Annotated in this window: 14 protein-coding genes; 9 read left to right on the forward strand and 5 right to left on the reverse strand. The window is 71.5% G+C overall.

Annotated elements, in window-relative coordinates; translation table 11 throughout:
• Positions 1 to 108: 108 nt before the first annotated feature.
• On the reverse strand, positions 109 to 6,360 hold the full coding sequence (locus IF19_RS0128150) for a DNRLRE domain-containing protein (protein ID WP_170757273.1): 6,252 nt from the start codon (positions 6,358 to 6,360) through the stop codon (positions 109 to 111).
• Positions 6,361 to 6,529: 169 nt separating this feature from the next.
• Between IF19_RS0128150 and IF19_RS1000000136525 the strand changes: the two genes are divergently transcribed.
• Positions 6,530 to 7,195, forward strand: coding sequence for an ankyrin repeat domain-containing protein (locus IF19_RS1000000136525; RefSeq protein ID WP_050495288.1), 666 nt, complete (start codon positions 6,530 to 6,532; stop codon positions 7,193 to 7,195).
• A gap of 134 nt (positions 7,196 to 7,329) precedes the next feature.
• Positions 7,330 to 7,728 carry a YybH family protein gene (locus IF19_RS0128160; protein ID WP_030118306.1) on the forward strand — a complete coding sequence of 133 codons (399 nt, stop codon included), beginning with the start codon at positions 7,330 to 7,332 and terminating at the stop codon, positions 7,726 to 7,728.
• An 87-nt stretch (positions 7,729 to 7,815) separates the two neighbouring features.
• Here the strand turns inward: IF19_RS0128160 and IF19_RS0128165 are convergent, their stop codons facing one another.
• On the reverse strand, positions 7,816 to 8,502 hold the full coding sequence (locus IF19_RS0128165) for a TetR/AcrR family transcriptional regulator (RefSeq protein WP_078580819.1): 687 nt from the start codon (positions 8,500 to 8,502) through the stop codon (positions 7,816 to 7,818).
• A 470-nt stretch (positions 8,503 to 8,972) separates the two neighbouring features.
• Here IF19_RS0128165 and IF19_RS0128170 point away from each other — a divergent pair, with 470 nt between their 5' ends.
• From IF19_RS0128170 to IF19_RS0128180, 3 genes are all read left to right on the forward strand, one after another.
• The gene (locus IF19_RS0128170; RefSeq protein WP_030118304.1) at positions 8,973 to 10,166 is read left to right on the forward strand and encodes an agmatine deiminase family protein; all 1,194 of its coding nucleotides are present in this window, start codon (positions 8,973 to 8,975) and stop codon (positions 10,164 to 10,166) included.
• A 127-nt stretch (positions 10,167 to 10,293) separates the two neighbouring features.
• Positions 10,294 to 11,289: a GNAT family N-acetyltransferase gene (locus IF19_RS0128175; protein ID WP_030118303.1), complete on the forward strand. Its 996-nt coding sequence runs from the start codon at positions 10,294 to 10,296 to the stop codon at positions 11,287 to 11,289.
• A 51-nt stretch (positions 11,290 to 11,340) separates the two neighbouring features.
• Positions 11,341 to 12,054, forward strand: a complete 714-nt coding sequence (locus IF19_RS0128180; RefSeq protein ID WP_030118302.1) for a DinB family protein — start codon at positions 11,341 to 11,343, stop codon at positions 12,052 to 12,054.
• Between the two features lie 9 nt (positions 12,055 to 12,063).
• Here the strand turns inward: IF19_RS0128180 and IF19_RS0128185 are convergent, their stop codons facing one another.
• A complete protein-coding gene (locus IF19_RS0128185; protein WP_030118301.1) occupies positions 12,064 to 12,723 on the reverse strand; it encodes a pirin family protein in 660 nt (219 codons plus the stop codon).
• Positions 12,724 to 12,996: 273 nt separating this feature from the next.
• Here IF19_RS0128185 and IF19_RS0128190 point away from each other — a divergent pair, with 273 nt between their 5' ends.
• Positions 12,997 to 13,689: a hypothetical protein gene (locus tag IF19_RS0128190; protein WP_030118300.1), complete on the forward strand. Its 693-nt coding sequence runs from the start codon at positions 12,997 to 12,999 to the stop codon at positions 13,687 to 13,689.
• 177 nt (positions 13,690 to 13,866) lie between these two features.
• Here IF19_RS0128190 and IF19_RS0128195 read toward each other — a convergent pair whose 3' ends face one another.
• A complete protein-coding gene (locus IF19_RS0128195; protein WP_324605227.1) occupies positions 13,867 to 14,412 on the reverse strand; it encodes an ATP-binding protein in 546 nt (181 codons plus the stop codon).
• A gap of 82 nt (positions 14,413 to 14,494) precedes the next feature.
• On the opposite strand from IF19_RS0128195, the gene IF19_RS0128200 reads away from it, so the two are divergent.
• Together IF19_RS0128200 and IF19_RS0128205 are read left to right on the forward strand one after the other, a co-directional pair.
• Complete coding sequence (locus IF19_RS0128200) at positions 14,495 to 15,319, forward strand: helix-turn-helix domain-containing protein (protein ID WP_030277077.1); 825 nt, start codon at positions 14,495 to 14,497, stop codon at positions 15,317 to 15,319.
• Entirely contained in the window at positions 15,303 to 15,572 is a 270-nt protein-coding gene (locus tag IF19_RS0128205) for a DUF397 domain-containing protein (protein WP_030118296.1), read from the forward strand. Before IF19_RS0128200 ends, IF19_RS0128205 begins: the two co-directional genes overlap by 17 nt.
• A gap of 126 nt (positions 15,573 to 15,698) precedes the next feature.
• Here IF19_RS0128205 and IF19_RS0128210 read toward each other — a convergent pair whose 3' ends face one another.
• Positions 15,699 to 16,331, reverse strand: coding sequence for a hypothetical protein (locus IF19_RS0128210; RefSeq protein WP_030118295.1), 633 nt, complete (start codon positions 16,329 to 16,331; stop codon positions 15,699 to 15,701).
• Positions 16,332 to 16,572: 241 nt separating this feature from the next.
• Between IF19_RS0128210 and IF19_RS0128215 the strand changes: the two genes are divergently transcribed.
• On the forward strand, positions 16,573 to 16,980 hold the full coding sequence (locus IF19_RS0128215; protein WP_030118294.1) for a hypothetical protein: 408 nt from the start codon (positions 16,573 to 16,575) through the stop codon (positions 16,978 to 16,980).
• Positions 16,981 to 17,346 lie beyond the last annotated feature (366 nt).

The following is a 17,346-nucleotide window of genomic DNA, read 5'->3' on the forward strand; positions in this document are numbered from 1 at the left end:
TGCTTTCCTCTCGCGGTTTCCGGTTGCCTCGCGGGCAGGAGCGCCCTCCCCGCAGGTGTGCGGGGAGGGCGCGTTGCCGTCCGACTTTCGATGACTATCGCCCGTTGTCTAGCGTCGGCGACTACGCCAGGAGCTGTACTCCCCGTAGATGCTGCGACCGGCCACGGCACCTCCATAGTAGAAGTCCACCCGGTTGACGCGCCGCGCGGTCCTGCCGTATCCGTTTGCCTTCTTCTTCGCCTTGCTCCTGTACCTCTTGTTCTTGGTACCGGAGTTCCGGACGCCCTTCGGGTATCTCTTCGGGATGGCCTTCACCGAGCGGGCGTGCCTGAGTGAGGCCAGCCGGCCGGCGCCCCAGGTGAATGCCGTGAGGCCACCGATGACCGCCTCGCGCCGCTTGCCCTTTCTCCAGTCGTGTGCGGCGATGCCCAGGCTGATGGCCGCCGAGGCCCCCGCGCAGACGGCGCAGCCGAACATGCCGGCGACCGCCAACCCCGTGCTCGCTCGTCCCAGCCACTTCTTCCAGCCGAACCGGCCATCGAGGTCGTAGCAGTTGATGGGGTCGGCCGTGCAGTACTCGTAGGCGTTGGCGTTGCCGCCGTGGACGGGGTCCATGGACAGGAACCGGCCGGTGGCCGGGTTGTAGAGGCGGACGCCCATGAGGGTGAGGCCGGTGAGGGTCTCGGTGGAGCGCTGCTTGGCGCCGAGCCAGGCGTAGCGGGTGGCTTCCTGTCCGGCGCGGGGGTTGCCGTACTCGTCGGAGTCGAGGACGACGGGCGCCTGGCCCGCGGTCAGCGGGAGCTGGAGGGCGACGTCGCCGTGGATGGTGGTGAGTTGGAGGACGGTGTCACCCGTCTTGGACGTGGTGGCGGCGAGGTCCCCGGAGGCGGAGTCGACGTTGCGGGTCAGGGCGCCCGACGCGGTGTCCTCGGTGATCCAGCGGGGGTTGTCGCCGTCGCTGTCGTAGTGGTTGGTCTTCGACGCGGTCTGGGTCCAGGTGGAGCCGCTGCCGGTCTCGGTCTTCCAGGAGCGGAAGCGCAGGTTGGCGTCGAGCTGCCAGGTCTGGCGCTTGCCGTTCGCGGTCTGCTGGTGCGCGAGGTCGTTGGCGTAGTAGCCGATCGTCCCGTTGCCCGGGACGGTCGTGGTGCGGCCGAACGCGTCGTAGACGTGACCGCTGTCGACGAGGCGGTCGGCGCTGTCGTAGGTGTGGTTGGTGGTGGTCCCTCCGGTGGTGGGGCAGTCGGAGCCGGGGGTGCCGGTCGCCGTGGTGAGGGACTTGCGGTTGGTGCGCGCGTCGAAGGTGTAGGCGCGGCGGGTGCAGACGGTGTCGGCGGTGTCCTCGACGGTGGTGAGGCGGCCGATCGCGTCGTAGCGGTAGGTCTGGTCGGACCAGCCCGCGTGGGAGGCGACCTGTCCGTGGATGGACTCGGTCACGGTGTCGGAGTAGACGATCGTGCCGTCACTGTCGCGGGTGTAGGTGCGGTCGGTGGCGGACCCCGTGGTGTCCTCGGTCTGGGTGAGGGTGTAGCCGCCGGGCAGCTTCTCCGAGCTGACCGATCCGTCCGCGTCGTACGTGGCCTGGAAGGTTCCAGCGACGGAGTCGGTGGTCTTCGTGGCCAGGCCGCGCGGCTCGGCGGTGTGGTCGTAGGTGTGGGTGACGGTCGAGGGGGCGTTGTCGGTGACCTTGACCGGGCGGTCGAGGAGGTCGTACTCGGTCGTGGTCACACCGCCGTCGGCGTCGGTGTAGGACACCTGGCGGCCGAGCTTGTCGAACACCTTGGTGACGGTGCCGCCGGTCGGCGAGACCGTCTTGACGGCCCGGCCGGTGGCGGGGTCGTACTCGGTGGTGGTCTCGGGGACCGCCTGGCCCGTACCGCCGGTGATCGCGACCTTCGTCTGACGGCCGGAGTTGTCGTACGTGGTCGTCGTGGTGCGGGTGACCCCGTTCGCCGTCTCCGTCACCTTGGCCGGGTTGCCCCACCCGTCGTACTCGGTGGTGGTGGTCGGCAGGGCGGCCGGGTTGCTGCCACCGCCGGTGATGGCGCCGGCGGGCCCGGTGGAGCAGACCAGGTCGGCCCACTCCGGGCGGCCCTGGCAGGTGCCGGTGCCGGTGGCGGACCAGTACGTCGTCACCCGGGTCGCGGCGTCGCTGCCGGTCGCCCCGGGCAGGAGCTGCTTGGTGACCCGCCCCTGGGCGTCGTACTCGGTGGTCTCGGTGATCGCGAGACCACCCGGGGCCTTGACCGTCTTCGTCGGCAGGCCCTTGGCCCAGTCGTAGACCGTCTCCGTGATCCGGGCCTCACCGAGCACGGTCGGGTGCTCGCGGACCTGGGCGCCGGTGGTGGTCTTCGTGATCTGGTCGCGGACCTTGGCGGTGCCGTCCGTGGGGCGCCCGGCGTCGAACTCGTTGACCGTCCAGGTGCGGGCCGTCACCGGCGTTCCGGACGGGACGAGGGTGGTGGTGCCGGACTTGAGGTCGGCGGTGAGGTCGATCCGGCGCAGCGGCCCGAACTCCTCCAGCTCCCGGGTGCCCTTCTCGTCGTACACGGACTTGGTCGCCAGCAGGTCGGCCCGCTCCGCGACGGTGAGCCGGTCGATCCCGAGATCGGCCTGTACCGCCCGGTCGGCGGCGGTGATGCCCCGGGCGACGGCCAGGTTGGCCGCCGACAGTTCGCGGACGGTGTTGCCGAAGCGGTCGTACTCGGTGGTCGCCGTGTGGCCGCCGGGAGACACGGTGTTGACCGTGCGGCCCGAGACACCCATGTAGGTGAGGTCGGCGCGCTTGTAGGAGGCGCTGGTCAGCACGGAGCCCGTGGCGGAGGCCGGCACGGAGTCGGCCGGGAAGACGGCGGTCGCGTCGGTCGGGGCGTCGAGCTGCCCCCATGCCTTCACGTCGGCGGCGCCCATCTTGTACGGGGCGGTGGTGCCGGTCAGCGGTACGTCGTAGACCACGCTGGTGGCGGCCGTACCGGATTCCGTGCCCGTCGTGCCCTGCTGGAGCCCCGAGCGGGACGCCTTCAGGAGCATGCCCTCACCGGCGGTGGCGGCGTTGCCCGCCTTGCCGTAGGTGAAGGTCCAGGGCAGCTCGCCCGCCGGGGTCAGACCGGTGACCCGGCCCGCGCTGTCATAGGCGTACTCCGTCTTCAGCGACGGGGTGATCTGCGGGTCCCACGTCTGGCGCAGGCGGCCGGAGTTGTCGTACGCGTACGACTGCACGGCCTTGGAGGTCGCGGCGGCGGCGCCGGGCTGGGTGGACCACTGGCGGATCTCCTTCACCCGGCCGGCGAAGTCGCCGAAGGCGGAGGCGGTGGCCGTGGTGCCGGTGGCGTAGACGAACTCCAGCACGCGGCAGCCCTTGGTGGCCGGGGTGGCCGTGCACGCGGCCGTGGTCGCGGCGGAGGTGGGGGCGATGATCCGCTTGGGCCGGGCGAGCTTCTTGCCGTCCACGGTGACCGTCTCGGAGACGATGGTGGTGGCGGTGTTGGCCAGTCCGTCCAGCAGGGTGCTGGAGACCTGCCAGGTGGGCACGCCCGGGTCGGGCTTGGTGAACTCGGTGACGGTTCCCTCGGTGTCGGACAGGGTGAAGGAACCGGTCACGCTGCCGGTGAGGGTCAGGTCCTCGGCTCCCGGCTCCGGGATCCACCCGTTCTTCGCCGCGTTCGCGGTGAAGAACAGTTCCTCGCCCTCGGCGTCGACGACCGTGACCGCCGTGTCCGAGACCCTGTGGAGCTGGACGTAGTCCGATTCGGTCAGCTCGGCGGCGGTGCCCGAGACCCACTCCTTGCCGAAGATCGCGACCTGGCCCTCCTGCTGCGCTCCCTTGTCGGGGATCCGCGAGGAGGCCGTGCGCGAGACCGACAGGTCGAAGCCGGAGGCGTCGGTGGCGGAGAGGGAGTAGTCGCCGGTGAGCAGATTGACCGAACCGGGTCCCGCCTCGCTGGTGGCGGCGCCGGAGGCGTTGCGGTCGACGATGACGGTGAGCGGTTCCGTGGCTCCGGTGGTGTTGTTGGGGCCGGTGAGGTCGGCCTTGAGCTGGACGGTGCCGTCGGGGTCGACGGTGTCGGTGGCGTTCCAGACCAGCGGGGCGTTCCTGCCGCCGGTCATCGGGACGGGCCACGCGGTCAGCGGGGTGCCGTTGGAGGTGACCTGTCCGGCGGGGATGCGGACCCAGGGGTCGGCTTCGGAGCGGCGCCAGGAGAAGGCGACCGCGTTGTACTTGGCGGCCTCCGCCTCGGCCACCAGCGGCAGCCGGCGTGCGGTGCGTTCGCCCTCGGAGGGCTGGATGAACCCGCCGGGTCCGGCGTGGAAGGTGTAGTCGATGGCCTCGGACTTGTTGTCGGCCTTGTCGACGGCCCGGACCTGGAGGGTGTGGGTGCCGTCCTTGGGCGGGGCGACGCTGATCGCTCTCGCGGTGGCGGTTCCCCCGGTGCCGACCTTGGTCCAGGTCAGGCCGTCCAGCGACCATTCCAGCCAGTTGTGGTCACTGCCGGAGGGCGGGGTGACGGTGAACGTGCCGGCCTGGCCCGCTCCCTTGACCCACTTGTCCGCCGGGTAGTCGGTCGAGACGATCTTCGCGGGCGCGGAGGGGGCGGTGGTGTCGACGGTGAAGGTCTTCCACGGCGACCAGCCCAGGTTGTAGTGCGTGCCGTCGTAGGGGCTGCTGCGGAACTTGTACGTCTTGCCGTTGGCCAGCACCCCGGCCGGGACGGTCACCGGAGCGGGCTGCCCGGAGGGGACGAATCCGGAGCGCAGGACGTCGCCGACCTGCGTGTCGGTGGCGTTGTCGAAGATCTGGTAGGCGCCCTGGATCTTGTCGCCGTTGGGGTCGACGAAGGTGTCGCGCAGGGTGGGGCGCACGGTGTTGACCATGTAGGCGCCGCCGTAGGAGAAGAACGGCGGGCCGGCCTCCTGCTTGGTGCCGGTGCGCGGCCGGTAGTTGTACGTGACCGACAGCTTCGGCGGGTTCTTCGCGGCGTTGGCGGAGTTGACGCGCTTCCACTGGGCGACGGTGGTCTCGCTCTTGGCGCGGATGCCCAGGTGGCCGCGGGTGGTCTTGGCGGAGGCCCATTCCTGGGCGAGCGTGGTCACATTCGCGTTGATCCAGCCGTCCGGCTGCGCGGTGCAGGCGGCGTTGCCGCGGGTCTCGGTGGACTCGGCCTTCATGGCGGTCATCGTCGGCCGGTTGGTCCACCGGCTGGCCGTCGTCGCGGCGGGCGAGGACCAGACCTGCCACGGCTGGGCGGCGCAGGTGGTGTTGGCGGAGTGGAAGTTCCACAGGCTCAGCTTGGCGCTGGTGACCAGGGCGTCGGCGATCGGTGCGGTGTTCCAGGTGATGAAGGACTGCGCCGTGCGGGGGGTGCCGTTCGCGTTCGTGGTGCCGGGGTTGCCGAAGTCGAGTTCGACGTCGGTGGACCAGTCGCGGGTCTCACCCTGCTGGACGTAGGTGTCGAAGACATTGGACAGCGAGGAGGTCGACGGGTCGACCGTGACCGGGTACGTCGTCTCCGGGTCGGCGAGGAACTTCGCGTCCGGGGTGACGACCAGGTCGACGGCGTCCTCGCGTTCCACCACCTTCATCGCCACCGGCACCCGGCGGGTGTGCTCGCCGGAGACCTCGTCGACGGTGGAGTCCCACATCACCGGTGCGGGCATCACGGCCCGCTTCTTGTTCTTGCCGTCGGTGAACAGGACGCTGCCGTCGGGCTGTTCCTTCGCCGTCAGGCCCTCGGCCTTCAGCGGCAGGGTGTAGGTGTAGCCCTCGGCGGGCCGCTTCTTGATCTCGACGTACTGCTCGAAGCCGGTACGGGTCGCCTCGACGATCACGTCCGCGCCGGGCAGGGCCTCGGGGTAGGTGGCGCGGGTGCCGTCCAGTTCGGGGGCGGGCAGGCCGCCCTGCCACTGGAGGGTGATGCGCTCGTCGCCCTCGCCGAGGGTCACCAGGTCGCGGGCGGGGGCCCGCTCCGCCTCGGCCAGCGAGCGCGGCAGCCTGCCGCCCCGGCCCGCGAGGCTCAGTCCGTTCGGGTGGGCCTTGGCCTCGACGCCTTCGGCGGTCTCCCGCAGTTCGACGTCGACATCGGTCCAGGAACCGTCCTGCTCGAAACGGACCGGTCCCGACGACAGCTCCGTGGTGAGCGAACCGTCCTTGTTGACCCAGGTCGTGGACGTCTCGGTACGCTCGGACAGCGCCTCGACCCGCTTGCCCGACAGCTTGGCCGCGACCTTCGCCGACAGGATGTCCGCCGCCTCGCGGGGCCCCTCGGGCGCCTGCTTCTCCTCGGCCGGCGCCTTCGCCGCCTGCTGGGTGAGGGCCACAGCATGGCCGCCCTGCGTGACCAGCGCCAACTCCACCGCGAGCACCATGGCCGCACCGAGGGCGATCTTCGGCAGAAGACGTCTTCGCCGCTGCAGGACCAAGGACGAGCCCTCCCACCCGGAGGCGGAAGGTATGTGCTCCGACACGTCAGACAACTCTCTGTTGTAGTAAGCATGAAACAGAGGCGATCAAAACAGGGGGAACCGTGGTGAAGAAGTGAAGAATTCACGAACTGCGCCGCACGTCGACCCGCCCGAGCCGCCGCACACCCGTCCGCCTGAGGGAGCCTCGCCCTCCCCCGGTGCACGGCCTTCGGCGCACGACCGCACCGCCTGGGACCTGGCCGTCCGGAACAACCGCCCCGACGCCGTCGCCGAGCTTCTGGACGCCGGGGCCGACCCCGACGCGGCCATGGGCGAACACCGTGAGACCACGGCCCTGCGGTACGCGGCCCCACGCGGAATGACGGCGATGGCACAGAGGCTTCTCGCGGCGGGAGCACAGCCCGACGGGCGACTCGACGAGGGGCAGGCGACACCCCTCATGCTGGCCTCCGCGCAGGGCGACCTCGACATGATGCGGCTGTTGCTCGACCGGGGAGCCTCGCCCCGCTCCGTCGCGTCACGCCGAGCGGGCATCATCGCACCGGGGCCACCTGCAGGGATGCCCGACGGCTCCCCGCTCGCCAGTGCGGCCCACGGCGGCCACCTCGAAGCGGTGCGCCTGCTGCTGGAGCACGGAGCGCGCCCCGACCCGGAGACACGGGAAGCGGCCGTACGGGGAGGGAGGAAGCCTCGTCCGCGCGACTCCGGGATACGGCGAGGAACCCCGGAGGAGTACCGCGCCATCCAGGAGTTGCTGGAGCGGGAAGGCCCGGCCTGACGGGCAGCCGCTCGCCGGCGTGTGTCGAGCGGACGCCGTCGGCTCCGACGTCTCCTGTGGAGGACGGTCGCGATACCGGCACCGGGGCCTCCCCATACACGTGCCGCCGACGGAGAACGAGAGGCTGACGAACCATGCGGGACGACACCGAGCAGATCCGAGCGCTCATCGAGGACTGGGCCGAAGCGGTGCACCGGGGCCGTATCGACGCCGTCGTCGCGGACCACGCCGAGGACATCGTGATGTTCGACGTCCCGCCGCCCTACCGAGGCGTACGCGGGATCGACGCCTACCGGCAGGTCTGGCCGCCCTTCTTCGCATGGCAGGCCCAGGGGGCGGTCTTCGACATCGAGGAGATGGAGGTCACCGCCGGCCAGGACGTCGCCTTCGCCCACGCGCTGGTGCGCTGCGGCACGGAGGACGAACTCGCGGCGCGTCCCGGGTCCCGGTTGCGGCTCACGTTGGGGCTGCGCAAGGAGGCGGGCCGCTGGGTGGTGGCGCACGAGCACCACTCGTTCCCCGATCTGAGCTGAGCGGACCCGACGCCGACGCCTGGCGCGCGCAACCGCCCCGGCGCGCGGCCCTCGGTCAGGCCGGGACCTCCGGCAGCCGGCGCTCGGTCAGGCCGGGTTCTCCGACTGCCCGGCACTCGATGGCGCGGAAGGCCCGGCGGGCTCCTGCGCGGAAGGCCCGGCGGGCTGCGGCGCGACCCCTGCCGCTCCCCCGCCCGCCCGCCCCAGCCGTACGACCTCGGTGTCGATGGCCTCGCCCATCAGGGTCCGGGCGTGGGCGATGGGGAGGGTGCCGCTGAGCCACCGCATGCTCAGCCCCTCCATCAGGGCGGTGAGCCGTTCGGCGGAGGCCGCGAGCGCGGGGGCCGGGGCGGTCGGCCGGACCGCGCCCAGCAGGCCCGCCACCTCCTGGTTCCAGACCAGGGTGGCGCGCGCCAGGTCCTCGCGCAGGGCCTCGTCGAAGACGGCGCTGGCGCGCAGCTCGCCCCAGGCGCTGCTGTTCTCCCGTACTTCGGTGGTGTCCTGGAGCTCCAGCAGCAGGGTCCGATCCAGCTCCTCGCGCGGGCTCAGTGCCCCGGCGCCCGGGTCGCGGTGGGCGGTGTAGCGCTCGGCGCGGTCGTTGATGAACTCCAGCGTCCTGAGCAGGATTCCGGTGCGGTCCTTGAAGTGGTAGTAGATCAGCGCGGTGGAGACGCCCGCTTCGGCCGCCAGCTCCTCCACGCGCAGGCCACGCACCCCGCGCCGGGCGATCACCCGGGCGGCGGCTTCGAGAATCTGAGTGCTGCGAGACGCCATGGCCCGAACCCTACCGAGCCCCCGCAGGGGCGGGCCCGGGGAGGCATACGCCGCCGGGCCCCACGAGTCGCCCGCCTCCTCCCGCCTCCCGGACCGCCCCACCCTGCCCCGGCAACGGCACCGACACCGGCACCGGCACCGGCACCGACCCCCTCGACACACCCCTTCCCCCGTTTGACTGAATTTTCAGTCAGTGTCAGAGTGTGGCGACACGATGACCGCACCCGACCTCGCGGTGACGACGGTTCCCGGAGCCCGGGATGCACCCTGTCCCCACCACAACACGTGACCCCACCACAGCAGGTGGCCCCACCCCTCGCATGAACCCGCCCGTCGCGTGAACCCACCCCGAAGGCGCCCGCCGCGTGAACCCACCCCCGGAGACACCCGGGACGCGCCACTCCTCACCGCCCCCGACGCTCCCCCTCCCCCGGACGTCCCGCCGCACATGTTCCCGATCGGAGACCCCCATGTCCGACATCCGCCCCTCCCGCCGCTCGGCCCTGCACGCTTTCCTCGGCGTCGGTGCGCTCGCCTTCGGCGCCGCCGCCTGCGGCCCCGGAGACCCCGGTGCCTCGGCCGACGCCTCCTCCACGGGCCGAGCGAGCCGGACGGACCGGGCCGCCGGCCGGACGGAAGGGGCGCGCCGCCTGGGCGCCGAGTGGGAGAGCCACGCCCGCACCTTCATGTCCTGGCCCGCGCGGGCGTCCGTATGGGACGACGACCTCCCCTACGTACGTCAGGACATCGCGCGCATCGCACGGGCCGTCGCGGAGTACGAGTACGTCGTGATGATGGCGCGGCCGGACCAGCGGGCGGCGGCCCAGAAGCAGTGCGGAGGGGAGGTGGAGGTGATCGAGCTGCCGGTGGACGACCTGTGGGCGCGCGACACCGTCCCCGTCTTCGTCGAGGAGGAGGGGAAGGGGACGGGGAGGACCGTAGGGGTCGACTTCAACTTCAACGGCTGGGGCGACAAACAGGTGCACACGGACGACGCCCGGATCGGCCGGGCGCTGTCGGCCGAGTACGGGATCCCGCGCGTCAAGGCCCCCCTCGTCGCCGAGGGCGGTTCGTTCGAGACCGACGGCGAGGGGACCCTGCTGATCACCGAGAGCTCGATCGTCAACGACAACCGCAACCCGGGCATGAGCCGGGACCGGATCGAGGCCGACCTGAAGAAGCTGCTGGGCGTGGAGAAGGTGATCTGGTTCAAGGGCGTCCGGGGCGAGGACATCACCGACGCCCACGTCGACAGCCTCGTACGGTTCACGGCCCCCGGGGTGGTCCTGCTGGACCGGGCGCATCCGAGCACGCCCGCCGACTCCTGGTCGCGCTCCTCCGATCAGGCCATGTCCGTGCTGGCCGAAGCGACGGACGCACGGGGCCGCGGCTTCGAGGTCATCGACCTCCCCCAGCCGGATCCCGGACGGATCAGGGGCTACAGCGACGACTTCCTGTCCACGTACGCCAACTTCTTCATCGGCAACGACGCGGTGTACATGCCCGAGTTCGGCGACCGCAAGGCCGACGACCGGGCCCAGGGCATCCTGCGCGAGCACTTCCCCGACCGGGACGTGGTGCGGGTGGACATCGACACCATCGCGACCGGCGGCGGCGGAATCCACTGCGCCACCCACGACCAGCCCGGCAAGCCGGTCGACTGACCGCGCCCCGTCCGTCGCATCCCCGCGAACGGCCCTGCCGCGGAAAACGAGTTCCCCCGTCCGATCGGCGCGACCTACGCTTCCGTGATCGATGACGCGGCATGTCCGACGTGACGGGGGTCCTGGTGTGAGCGTGAGCAGCGGCGACGGGCCCGCACGGCTGGAACTGCCGCCCGGCTACGTCCTCCGGCCCTGTCGCGGCCACGAGGACCACGGCGCCATGGCCGCTGTGCGGCTCGGCTGTGCGGAGCGGGACCGGATCGACGCCCGCTCGGTCGTGGAAGGGCTCCCGACGGCGGCCGAGATCGCCGAAGCCTCCGCCGAGCTCGACGACCCGTCCGGGAACCAGGCGTTGGTGGAGCACGGCGGTGGTGTCGTCGGCTACTCCACGATCAGGCGGTGGCAGGAGCGGGACGGGACGTGGTTGTACCTGCACCGCGGCTACCTGCTGCCCCGGCACCGCGGCCGGGGCATCGGCTCCGCCCTGCTCGACTGGGCGGAGAGCCGCATCCGCCGGCTCGTACGACAGCACGGAACCGCGCGGACGGCCGTGATCGGCGCGAACGCCATGGCCTCGGAGCAGGAGGCGACGGCACTCCTGCTCGATGCGGGGTACCGGCGCGTCTTCAGCCTGGTGGAGCTGGAGCTGGCCGATCTCCGGCAGCTCCCCGACGGGAGGCCGTTGCCGGCCGGCGTCCGAGTCGGAGCCGTCGATCCGGGCAGCTACCGCGCGGCCTGGGGAACGGTCGTCGATTCCTACGCGGGGGCCGCCTTCACCGAGAGGTGGCCGTTCGAGAGGTTCCTCGCCACGGCCGACCCGACCTGCTGGCGGGCTGCTTGGGATCGGGAGGACATGGTCGGTGTCGCCCTGTGCTCCGTCCATCGGCGGGACGCCACCGTGGGCGAGGTCGAGGAGTTGAGCGTCCGGAAGGAGTCGAGGCGTCTGGGACTCGGGCGAGCCCTGCTGCTGGACGGGCTGCGCTGCCTGCGCGAGCACGGCGCGGAGACCGCCCGCTTGTACACGGGCACCGCGAATCCGCACCGGTCCTACGACCTCTACGAGAGCGTCGGGTTCCGGCGCCGGAACGAGCACGTCCGCTACCGCAAGCCGATCTCCGTCTGACCCGGCGGGACAGCGGCGCGCAGGACGGAAACCATGACGAAGGAGAGAGACATGAGCGGCCAGGACCAGAAGACCGACCGGCTGAGCATCCTGATCGAGCAGTTCGACCAGGCGCGGGAGATGGCCGAGGTCCGGCTGCGGGGGCTCGGGGACGAGGAGTACCTCTGGGAGCCCGCGCCCGGCAGTTGGTCCATCCGCCGCCGGGAGGAGGCGGTGACGCCCCGGGCGTACGGGCCGGGGGTCTGGGTCCTCGACAAGGGCGCCCCGCAGATCCCGGCGAACGAGTACGCGGAGGTCGCCCGGCAGGCCGCGGACGGCATGTCCGTCGCGAAGATCGCCGAGGACTGGAGCGTGAGCGTCGAACGGGTCGAGGAGGTGCTGGCGTTCACCGGCGAGCCGGAACCCGATGTCGTACCGGTCACCACCATCGCGTGGCGGCTGGGCCATCTGCACTCGGACTTCGCCGGCCGGTGGGAGTGGACCTTCGGCGAGCGGCGGCGGGACCCCCACCTCCTGGTCGACTTCACCCCGTCCGCCTCGCTCGCGCTGGAGCGGCTGTGGGAGACCCTCGACCGCCACCGCGCGAGCGTGGCGGCCCTCACCGAGGAGCAGCTCGACACGGTGGGCCTGTCGCAGTACCCGTACGGCTCCGATCCCGACGACGCGTACGTCGGCACGCTGGCCAACGCCAACCTGGAGCTGATCCACCACATGGCCGAGATCGCCCTGCTCCGCGACCTGTGGCGGGCCCGCCGGGCCGGGTAGGGGCGGGGCTCAGCCCGCCAGCTCCCACACCAGCAGCTCGGCGGGCCCGTCCACCGCGACCGCCGCCAGGCCCCGCGCACCGGTGATCCGGGCGGCGTCGCCGGGCCCCAGCTCCTCACCGCCCAGCGCGACCCTCCCCCGCACCACGTGCACGTACACGCGCGCCGCGTCCGGCACCGCCGTGCGCTCGCCCCCGGCCGGCCGCCGGACGTGGAGCATCGCGCCCGCGCCGGGCAGGGCGTACGGAGTGGAGTCGGCGATGCCGGGGACGACGGTGTACGAGGGTTCTCCGCCCGGTTCCAGCGGAGCCAGCCACATCTGGAGGAAGGCCAACGGGCCTTCGCCGTCGTTGCGTTCGACGTGCCGGACGCCGGAGGCGGCGCTCAGGTGGGCGACGTCCCCGGCGCGGACGACGGTGGAGTGACCGGCCGAATCGCGGTGGGTCAGCTCGCCCTCGACGACCCAGGTGACGATCTCCGTATGGCTGTGCGGGTGCTCCTCGAACCCGGCGCCCGGGGCCAGACGCTCCTCGTTGCAGGCCAGGATCGGGCCGAAGCGGAGGTTGTCCGGGTCGTAGAAGGGGCCGAAGGACAGGGCGTGCCGGGTGTCGATCCCGGCGGCCTCGTCCCCGCCCCGGTAGCGGTCCTCGGACCGGTGCACGGAAATCACCGGTCCACGGTAGCCCGAACGCCCGCGCGTACGGAGACCTTCTCGGCGACGCCCCGTCACGCCCCATGACGACCCACGCCCCCCCCGTGACTACTCGTGGTCTTCGGCCGGGCGGCGGGGCCGCGCTTCAGCCGGCGCAGGACGAGGCCGGCCTTGTCGAACACCTCCCGCCCTGCGCTGAGTTGGCCGCCCTGCGGCACCGGTCGACGTCCCCGCTTCGACATGAGTACGTGTACTCATGGCCATGCCGACGGGCGACTTTACGTTGACGTCATGCCTCGACCAGCACACACCGCGGCCGCCCTCGCTCTGGGCGTGGCCGCCCTCACCGCCTGCTCCAGCGCCCCCGGCCCGGCCACCACCAGCGAGATAGACGGTGTCGCCTCCGCACCCGAGGGCCGGAACGCCGACAAGCCGTTGCTCGACTTCATGAAGCTGTCCCTCGATCTCACCGCCGACTGTCCGCCGCTGGACGACACCAAAACCGGCGAGCCCCTCGGCGCCGGCGACCTCCCCGGCGTCCCCCGAAGCCCTTCCAGCGGGCCCCCCGGCGAGCCCGGCGACCGCGTCCCCCTGCCGGTCGACCCCGACAACGCGCCCGTCGCCGACGACCCCGTGCCGCCCCCGCCCGACAGGGACCTCCTGGAGCCGGTCACGCTCACCCAGCCCGAGACCTGTTACGCGGACAAGTTCGCCGCGCACGTCACCACCGCACTCAAGGGCACGGGAAAGAACTCCACCGAGGTGCGAACCGCGCTCAAGCGCGCCGGATACCCCGACGAGTTGATCGTGGGCATGAAGCCGGAAGGCGGGTCCCCCCGCGTCCGGATCGACCTGCGCGAACAGGACACCCGCGTCGCCCTCCAGGTCGTGCACGGCGGCGCCGGCGACACCGTCGTGGAGCAGTTCGGCGCACAGCCCACAGCGCCCCTCAAGGACGTCCGGTACATCCGGAAGCCGACCTGACCCGTGAGCTGAGGCCTCGCGGACGAACTGCTCGTCGGGACCGGCCGGGAATCGGGGGTGATCCGTGCCGTCCACGGCGGCCCCGAGCGCGCCAACGCCCTGTGCGAGACCGCCTCCGAGGTCCTGCGCCGGATGGTCGCGCGGCCCCACGCGGGCCGGGCCGCGCGACCGCGCCGTTCACGACCGACGCCGCGCCCCCGGTTCCGGCTTCGGTTCGGGCTTCGCCTCGGGCCGCGTCTCCGGCTTCGGTTCGGGCCTCGGCTCCGGCTTCGCCGTCCGCAACGGGCTGCCGCCCAGCTCCGGCGGGGTCAGGCACTCGAACCAGATGGTCTTGCCGACCTGGTCCCACTGCTTCACGATGCCCCAGTCGTCGGTGACCGCGTTGACGAGCAGGAGCCCCCGGCTCCCTTCGTCCATGGCGTCGCCCTTGATGGCGAGCGGCACGACGGGGCTGTCGTCCGCGACCTCGACACGGACGCCCTCGCGGTTCGGGAGCTGGAAGATGTAGGTCCGGCCGCGCCGCCCGGGCACGTGCCGCACGACGTTGGCGATCAGCTCGGTGAGCGCCAACTCGGCGGCGTCGGCGAGGAACAGCAGGTCCCACGTCTTGAGGTAGAGCCGCAGGACGCGGCGCAGGTGCCGGGCGGAATGCTCGCCGAGAGCGAGGTCGGCACGGTAGACGGGCTCCCCGGGATTCCTCCGGGGGACGAGTACGTGATTCATGTCACCAGGCTGCGACGAACTGGCTACGCTCGGCTACGCACCGAAACGAACGCCGAGAGGCGTTGCACCCGGAGGTCCGACCGTGGCCAACATCCAGAAGCTCGACCCCGACGCCTCCCCGCTCGACTTCTACGGCGGGGAACTGCGCCGCCTACGGGAAGCCGCCAGGCTCACGCAGCCGCAGTTGGGCGACATGATCTACTGCACCGGCTCGCTGATCGGCCAGGTGGAGACGACGAAGAAGATCCCCACCCGCGACTTCTCGGAGCGCGTGGACGCGGCCCTGCGCACGGACGGCATGTTCTCGCGCCTGGTGGGCCTGGTCCTGCGAAGCCAACTGCCCCCGTGGTTTCTGGAGTACGCGGACATGGAGAGGAAGGCCACCTACATCTCCACGTACCAGGCGCAGTTGGTGTACGGGCTGCTCCAGACGGAGGAGTACGCACGGGCGGTGCTGGCCACCGGCATGCCCGAGGACCTGGACGGCATGCTCGCGGCCCGGATGGAACGCCAGCGCGTCCTGCGGAAGAAGAATCCCCCGTTGGCGTTGGTGATCCTGGACGAGGCGGTGCTGTACCGGCCGATCGGCGGCGAGGCGGTGATGCGGGCCCAACTCCAGAAGCTGTTGGACTTCGCGCACCACCGCTGGGTGCGCATCCAGGTCCTGCCGTTCGAGGCAGGCGAACACGCGAGCCTGGCCGGTTCGTTCAACGCCCTGCGCTTCGCCAACGACCCGGACATCGTCTACACCGAGGACATCATCTCCGGCCACATGACGGCCAACCCGGAGACGGTCAGGGAGGGCTCGCTCCGATACGCTCACCTCCAGGCCACCGCACTCTCCGTCGAGAAATCGGTGGAGCGGATCAGCCACGTGATGAGGGAGCGCTATGGAGTACGGCCCTGACCTGACGAACGCGGACTGGCGCAAGTCCAGCTACAGCGGCAACACCGGCGGCGACTGCGTCGAATGCACGGTGACCGGCGGCGCGGCCTGGCGGAAGTCCTCCTACAGCGGCAACACCGGCGGCGAGTGCGTCGAGGTGGCCGACGCCTCCACCTGCGGCTCCGTCCCCGTCCGCGACAGCAAGAACCCGACCGGCCCCGCCATCATCCTGGGCGCCCACGCCTGGCAGACGTTCGTCAACGACCTGCGCTGACGCGGCCGACCCGTGCGCAAAGGCGGCAACCAGGCCCTTGGGCTCTGTCGCCGCCTTTCCGCCCGTGGCAGCACTTCTACGAGACCGCGCGGCGGAGGGAACAGGCCCGGTGGGCCGAGTTCGCGCCTATCCGGGAGGCGCCTTGGGCATCGTCTCTCGGATCTCCCGGTCTGCCAAGAGCCGCAGTTCGCCCGTTGTCAGCACCCTGCACGCGCCGCGCACGTCCTCCCTGTGGATGACATCGCTGTTCACCCGGGTGGAGACCTCGGCGGCAGCGTTCATCAGCTGCCGGACGAGATGGGCCAGCAATTCGGCGACGACGCCTCTGGCCGGCCCACTGACAGCGAGAGTTCCCGTGGGGTCGGTCGATTCCATCAACCGATCGATGACGCCGTCGAAAGGGCCGCTGGAGGGCTTCGCCGCAGAGGGCTGCGCGGACGGGTCACCGGAGCGCGAGGCTGGAGGGTTCTCGACCAGCCAGGCGGCCCACAGGCGACGCAGCTCGGCGTCGGACCGGAACGCGGCGTCCACATGGCGGGGTTGGATCGCCGAGCCGTCCGCCGCTCCCTCCTCTCGCCAGAACCCATGGGCCCCGTCCAGGAGTTCCCCCGCGAGGTAGGTAAGCCCCGCATCGGCTGCACGAGCCGCCCCGAGATCGAGCTGCTTGCCTCGGGGAAGTGTCAACAGCTCGCGAGAAAAGCATGGTTCGGGAACATCGACGTGATGCGGGTCCGGCTCCCCGCCTTTGCCACTGCTCATGGGTACTCCTTCCCGAGGAAGTGCCTGCACTTCCTCCCGGGCTCACGGATCGGTGGTCACCGATCTCCGCCTCATCATGACAAGACGCGGAATCGCCCGGTTGAGGATTGACTGAACCAGTTGCCCGAATGACGCGTGAAAGCCCGTACGGGTCGGGTCGGCGACGCAGGGAGCCGGGACCGCCGATGAGCCGCACGCCCCCTCCTCGGGGCCCAGTTGGCCACTGCTAGATTCATCCGCCATGCGATCACGAGACTACGACCTCGAATTCCGGGAGAAGGCCGCCCGCATGCGCGACTGGGGGGTCTGCGTCCTCGTGGTCGCGGGTCTGCTGTGGGGCTGGTGCGTCATCCTGCTGACGACGGAGTACTCGATCGAGACGAGCAGCGGTAACGAGCGGGAGTGCGCGGCCCGCCTGTTCACGGACCGGGGAACCGCCAACGAGGGCGTCTACAGCGGCGATTACTGCGCCGACGAACGCGACTGGCCCGAGGCGCTGTTCATCCTCGGCCTCTCCGTCCCCGTGGCGCTCGTGGGGACCGCGCTCGTCACCGCCGGCAGCGTGAGCCGTCGCATGAGCGGCCACGCCCAGGCGATGCGCGAACTGGACCGGCTGGCCGCCGAACGCGAGAAGCGGACCGAGGCATGACCGACGCCTGACCGGCCCCCGCCCCCAGCGGACGCGGTAACCGTACGTACGGCACGGCTCCGGCGGCCACGCGGGACGGGCCCGACCGGCCGGTGGGCGGACCGTTCGGGCACCGCGCGCCGGGAGACGTACAAGCGCCGCCCCTGGCCGACGCGGGCGCGGCGACACGTACGCACGGCGCCGGCCGCGACCCATGCGGGCGCGCGAACGGACGACTGCGACCCACGCGGGCGCGCGAACGTACGTGCGCCGAAGCCCCGCCGCAGCGCTCGGCGGCCCGAGCCTCCGGCGGCCACCGCATCCGCGCACCGGTCCCGGCGGCCACGACATCCGCGCAGCCGACCCCGCCCCGGCGCCCCCGACCGG

It is taken from the genome of Streptomyces californicus (assembly GCF_000717645.1).
GTDB classification, from domain to species: Bacteria; Actinomycetota; Actinomycetes; order Streptomycetales; family Streptomycetaceae; genus Streptomyces; species Streptomyces californicus.

Excerpts from the sequence above, each read along its gene's own strand:
- IF19_RS0128215 (WP_030118294.1), top strand. The coding sequence starts at position 16,573 with ATGCGATCACGAGACTACGACCTCGAATTCCGGGAGAAGGCCGCCCGC.
- IF19_RS0128180 (WP_030118302.1), top strand. The coding sequence starts at position 11,341 with ATGAGCGGCCAGGACCAGAAGACCGACCGGCTGAGCATCCTGATCGAG.
- IF19_RS0128205 (WP_030118296.1), top strand. The coding sequence starts at position 15,303 with ATGGAGTACGGCCCTGACCTGACGAACGCGGACTGGCGCAAGTCCAGC.
- IF19_RS0128165 (WP_078580819.1), bottom strand. The coding sequence starts at position 8,502 with ATGGCGTCTCGCAGCACTCAGATTCTCGAAGCCGCCGCCCGGGTGATC.
- IF19_RS0128195 (WP_324605227.1), bottom strand. The coding sequence starts at position 14,412 with ATGAATCACGTACTCGTCCCCCGGAGGAATCCCGGGGAGCCCGTCTAC.
- IF19_RS0128160 (WP_030118306.1), top strand. The coding sequence starts at position 7,330 with ATGCGGGACGACACCGAGCAGATCCGAGCGCTCATCGAGGACTGGGCC.
- IF19_RS0128170 (WP_030118304.1), top strand. The coding sequence starts at position 8,973 with ATGTCCGACATCCGCCCCTCCCGCCGCTCGGCCCTGCACGCTTTCCTC.
- IF19_RS0128190 (WP_030118300.1), top strand. The coding sequence starts at position 12,997 with ATGCCTCGACCAGCACACACCGCGGCCGCCCTCGCTCTGGGCGTGGCC.
- IF19_RS0128210 (WP_030118295.1), bottom strand. The coding sequence starts at position 16,331 with ATGAGCAGTGGCAAAGGCGGGGAGCCGGACCCGCATCACGTCGATGTT.
- IF19_RS0128150 (WP_170757273.1), bottom strand. The coding sequence starts at position 6,360 with ATGGTGCTCGCGGTGGAGTTGGCGCTGGTCACGCAGGGCGGCCATGCT.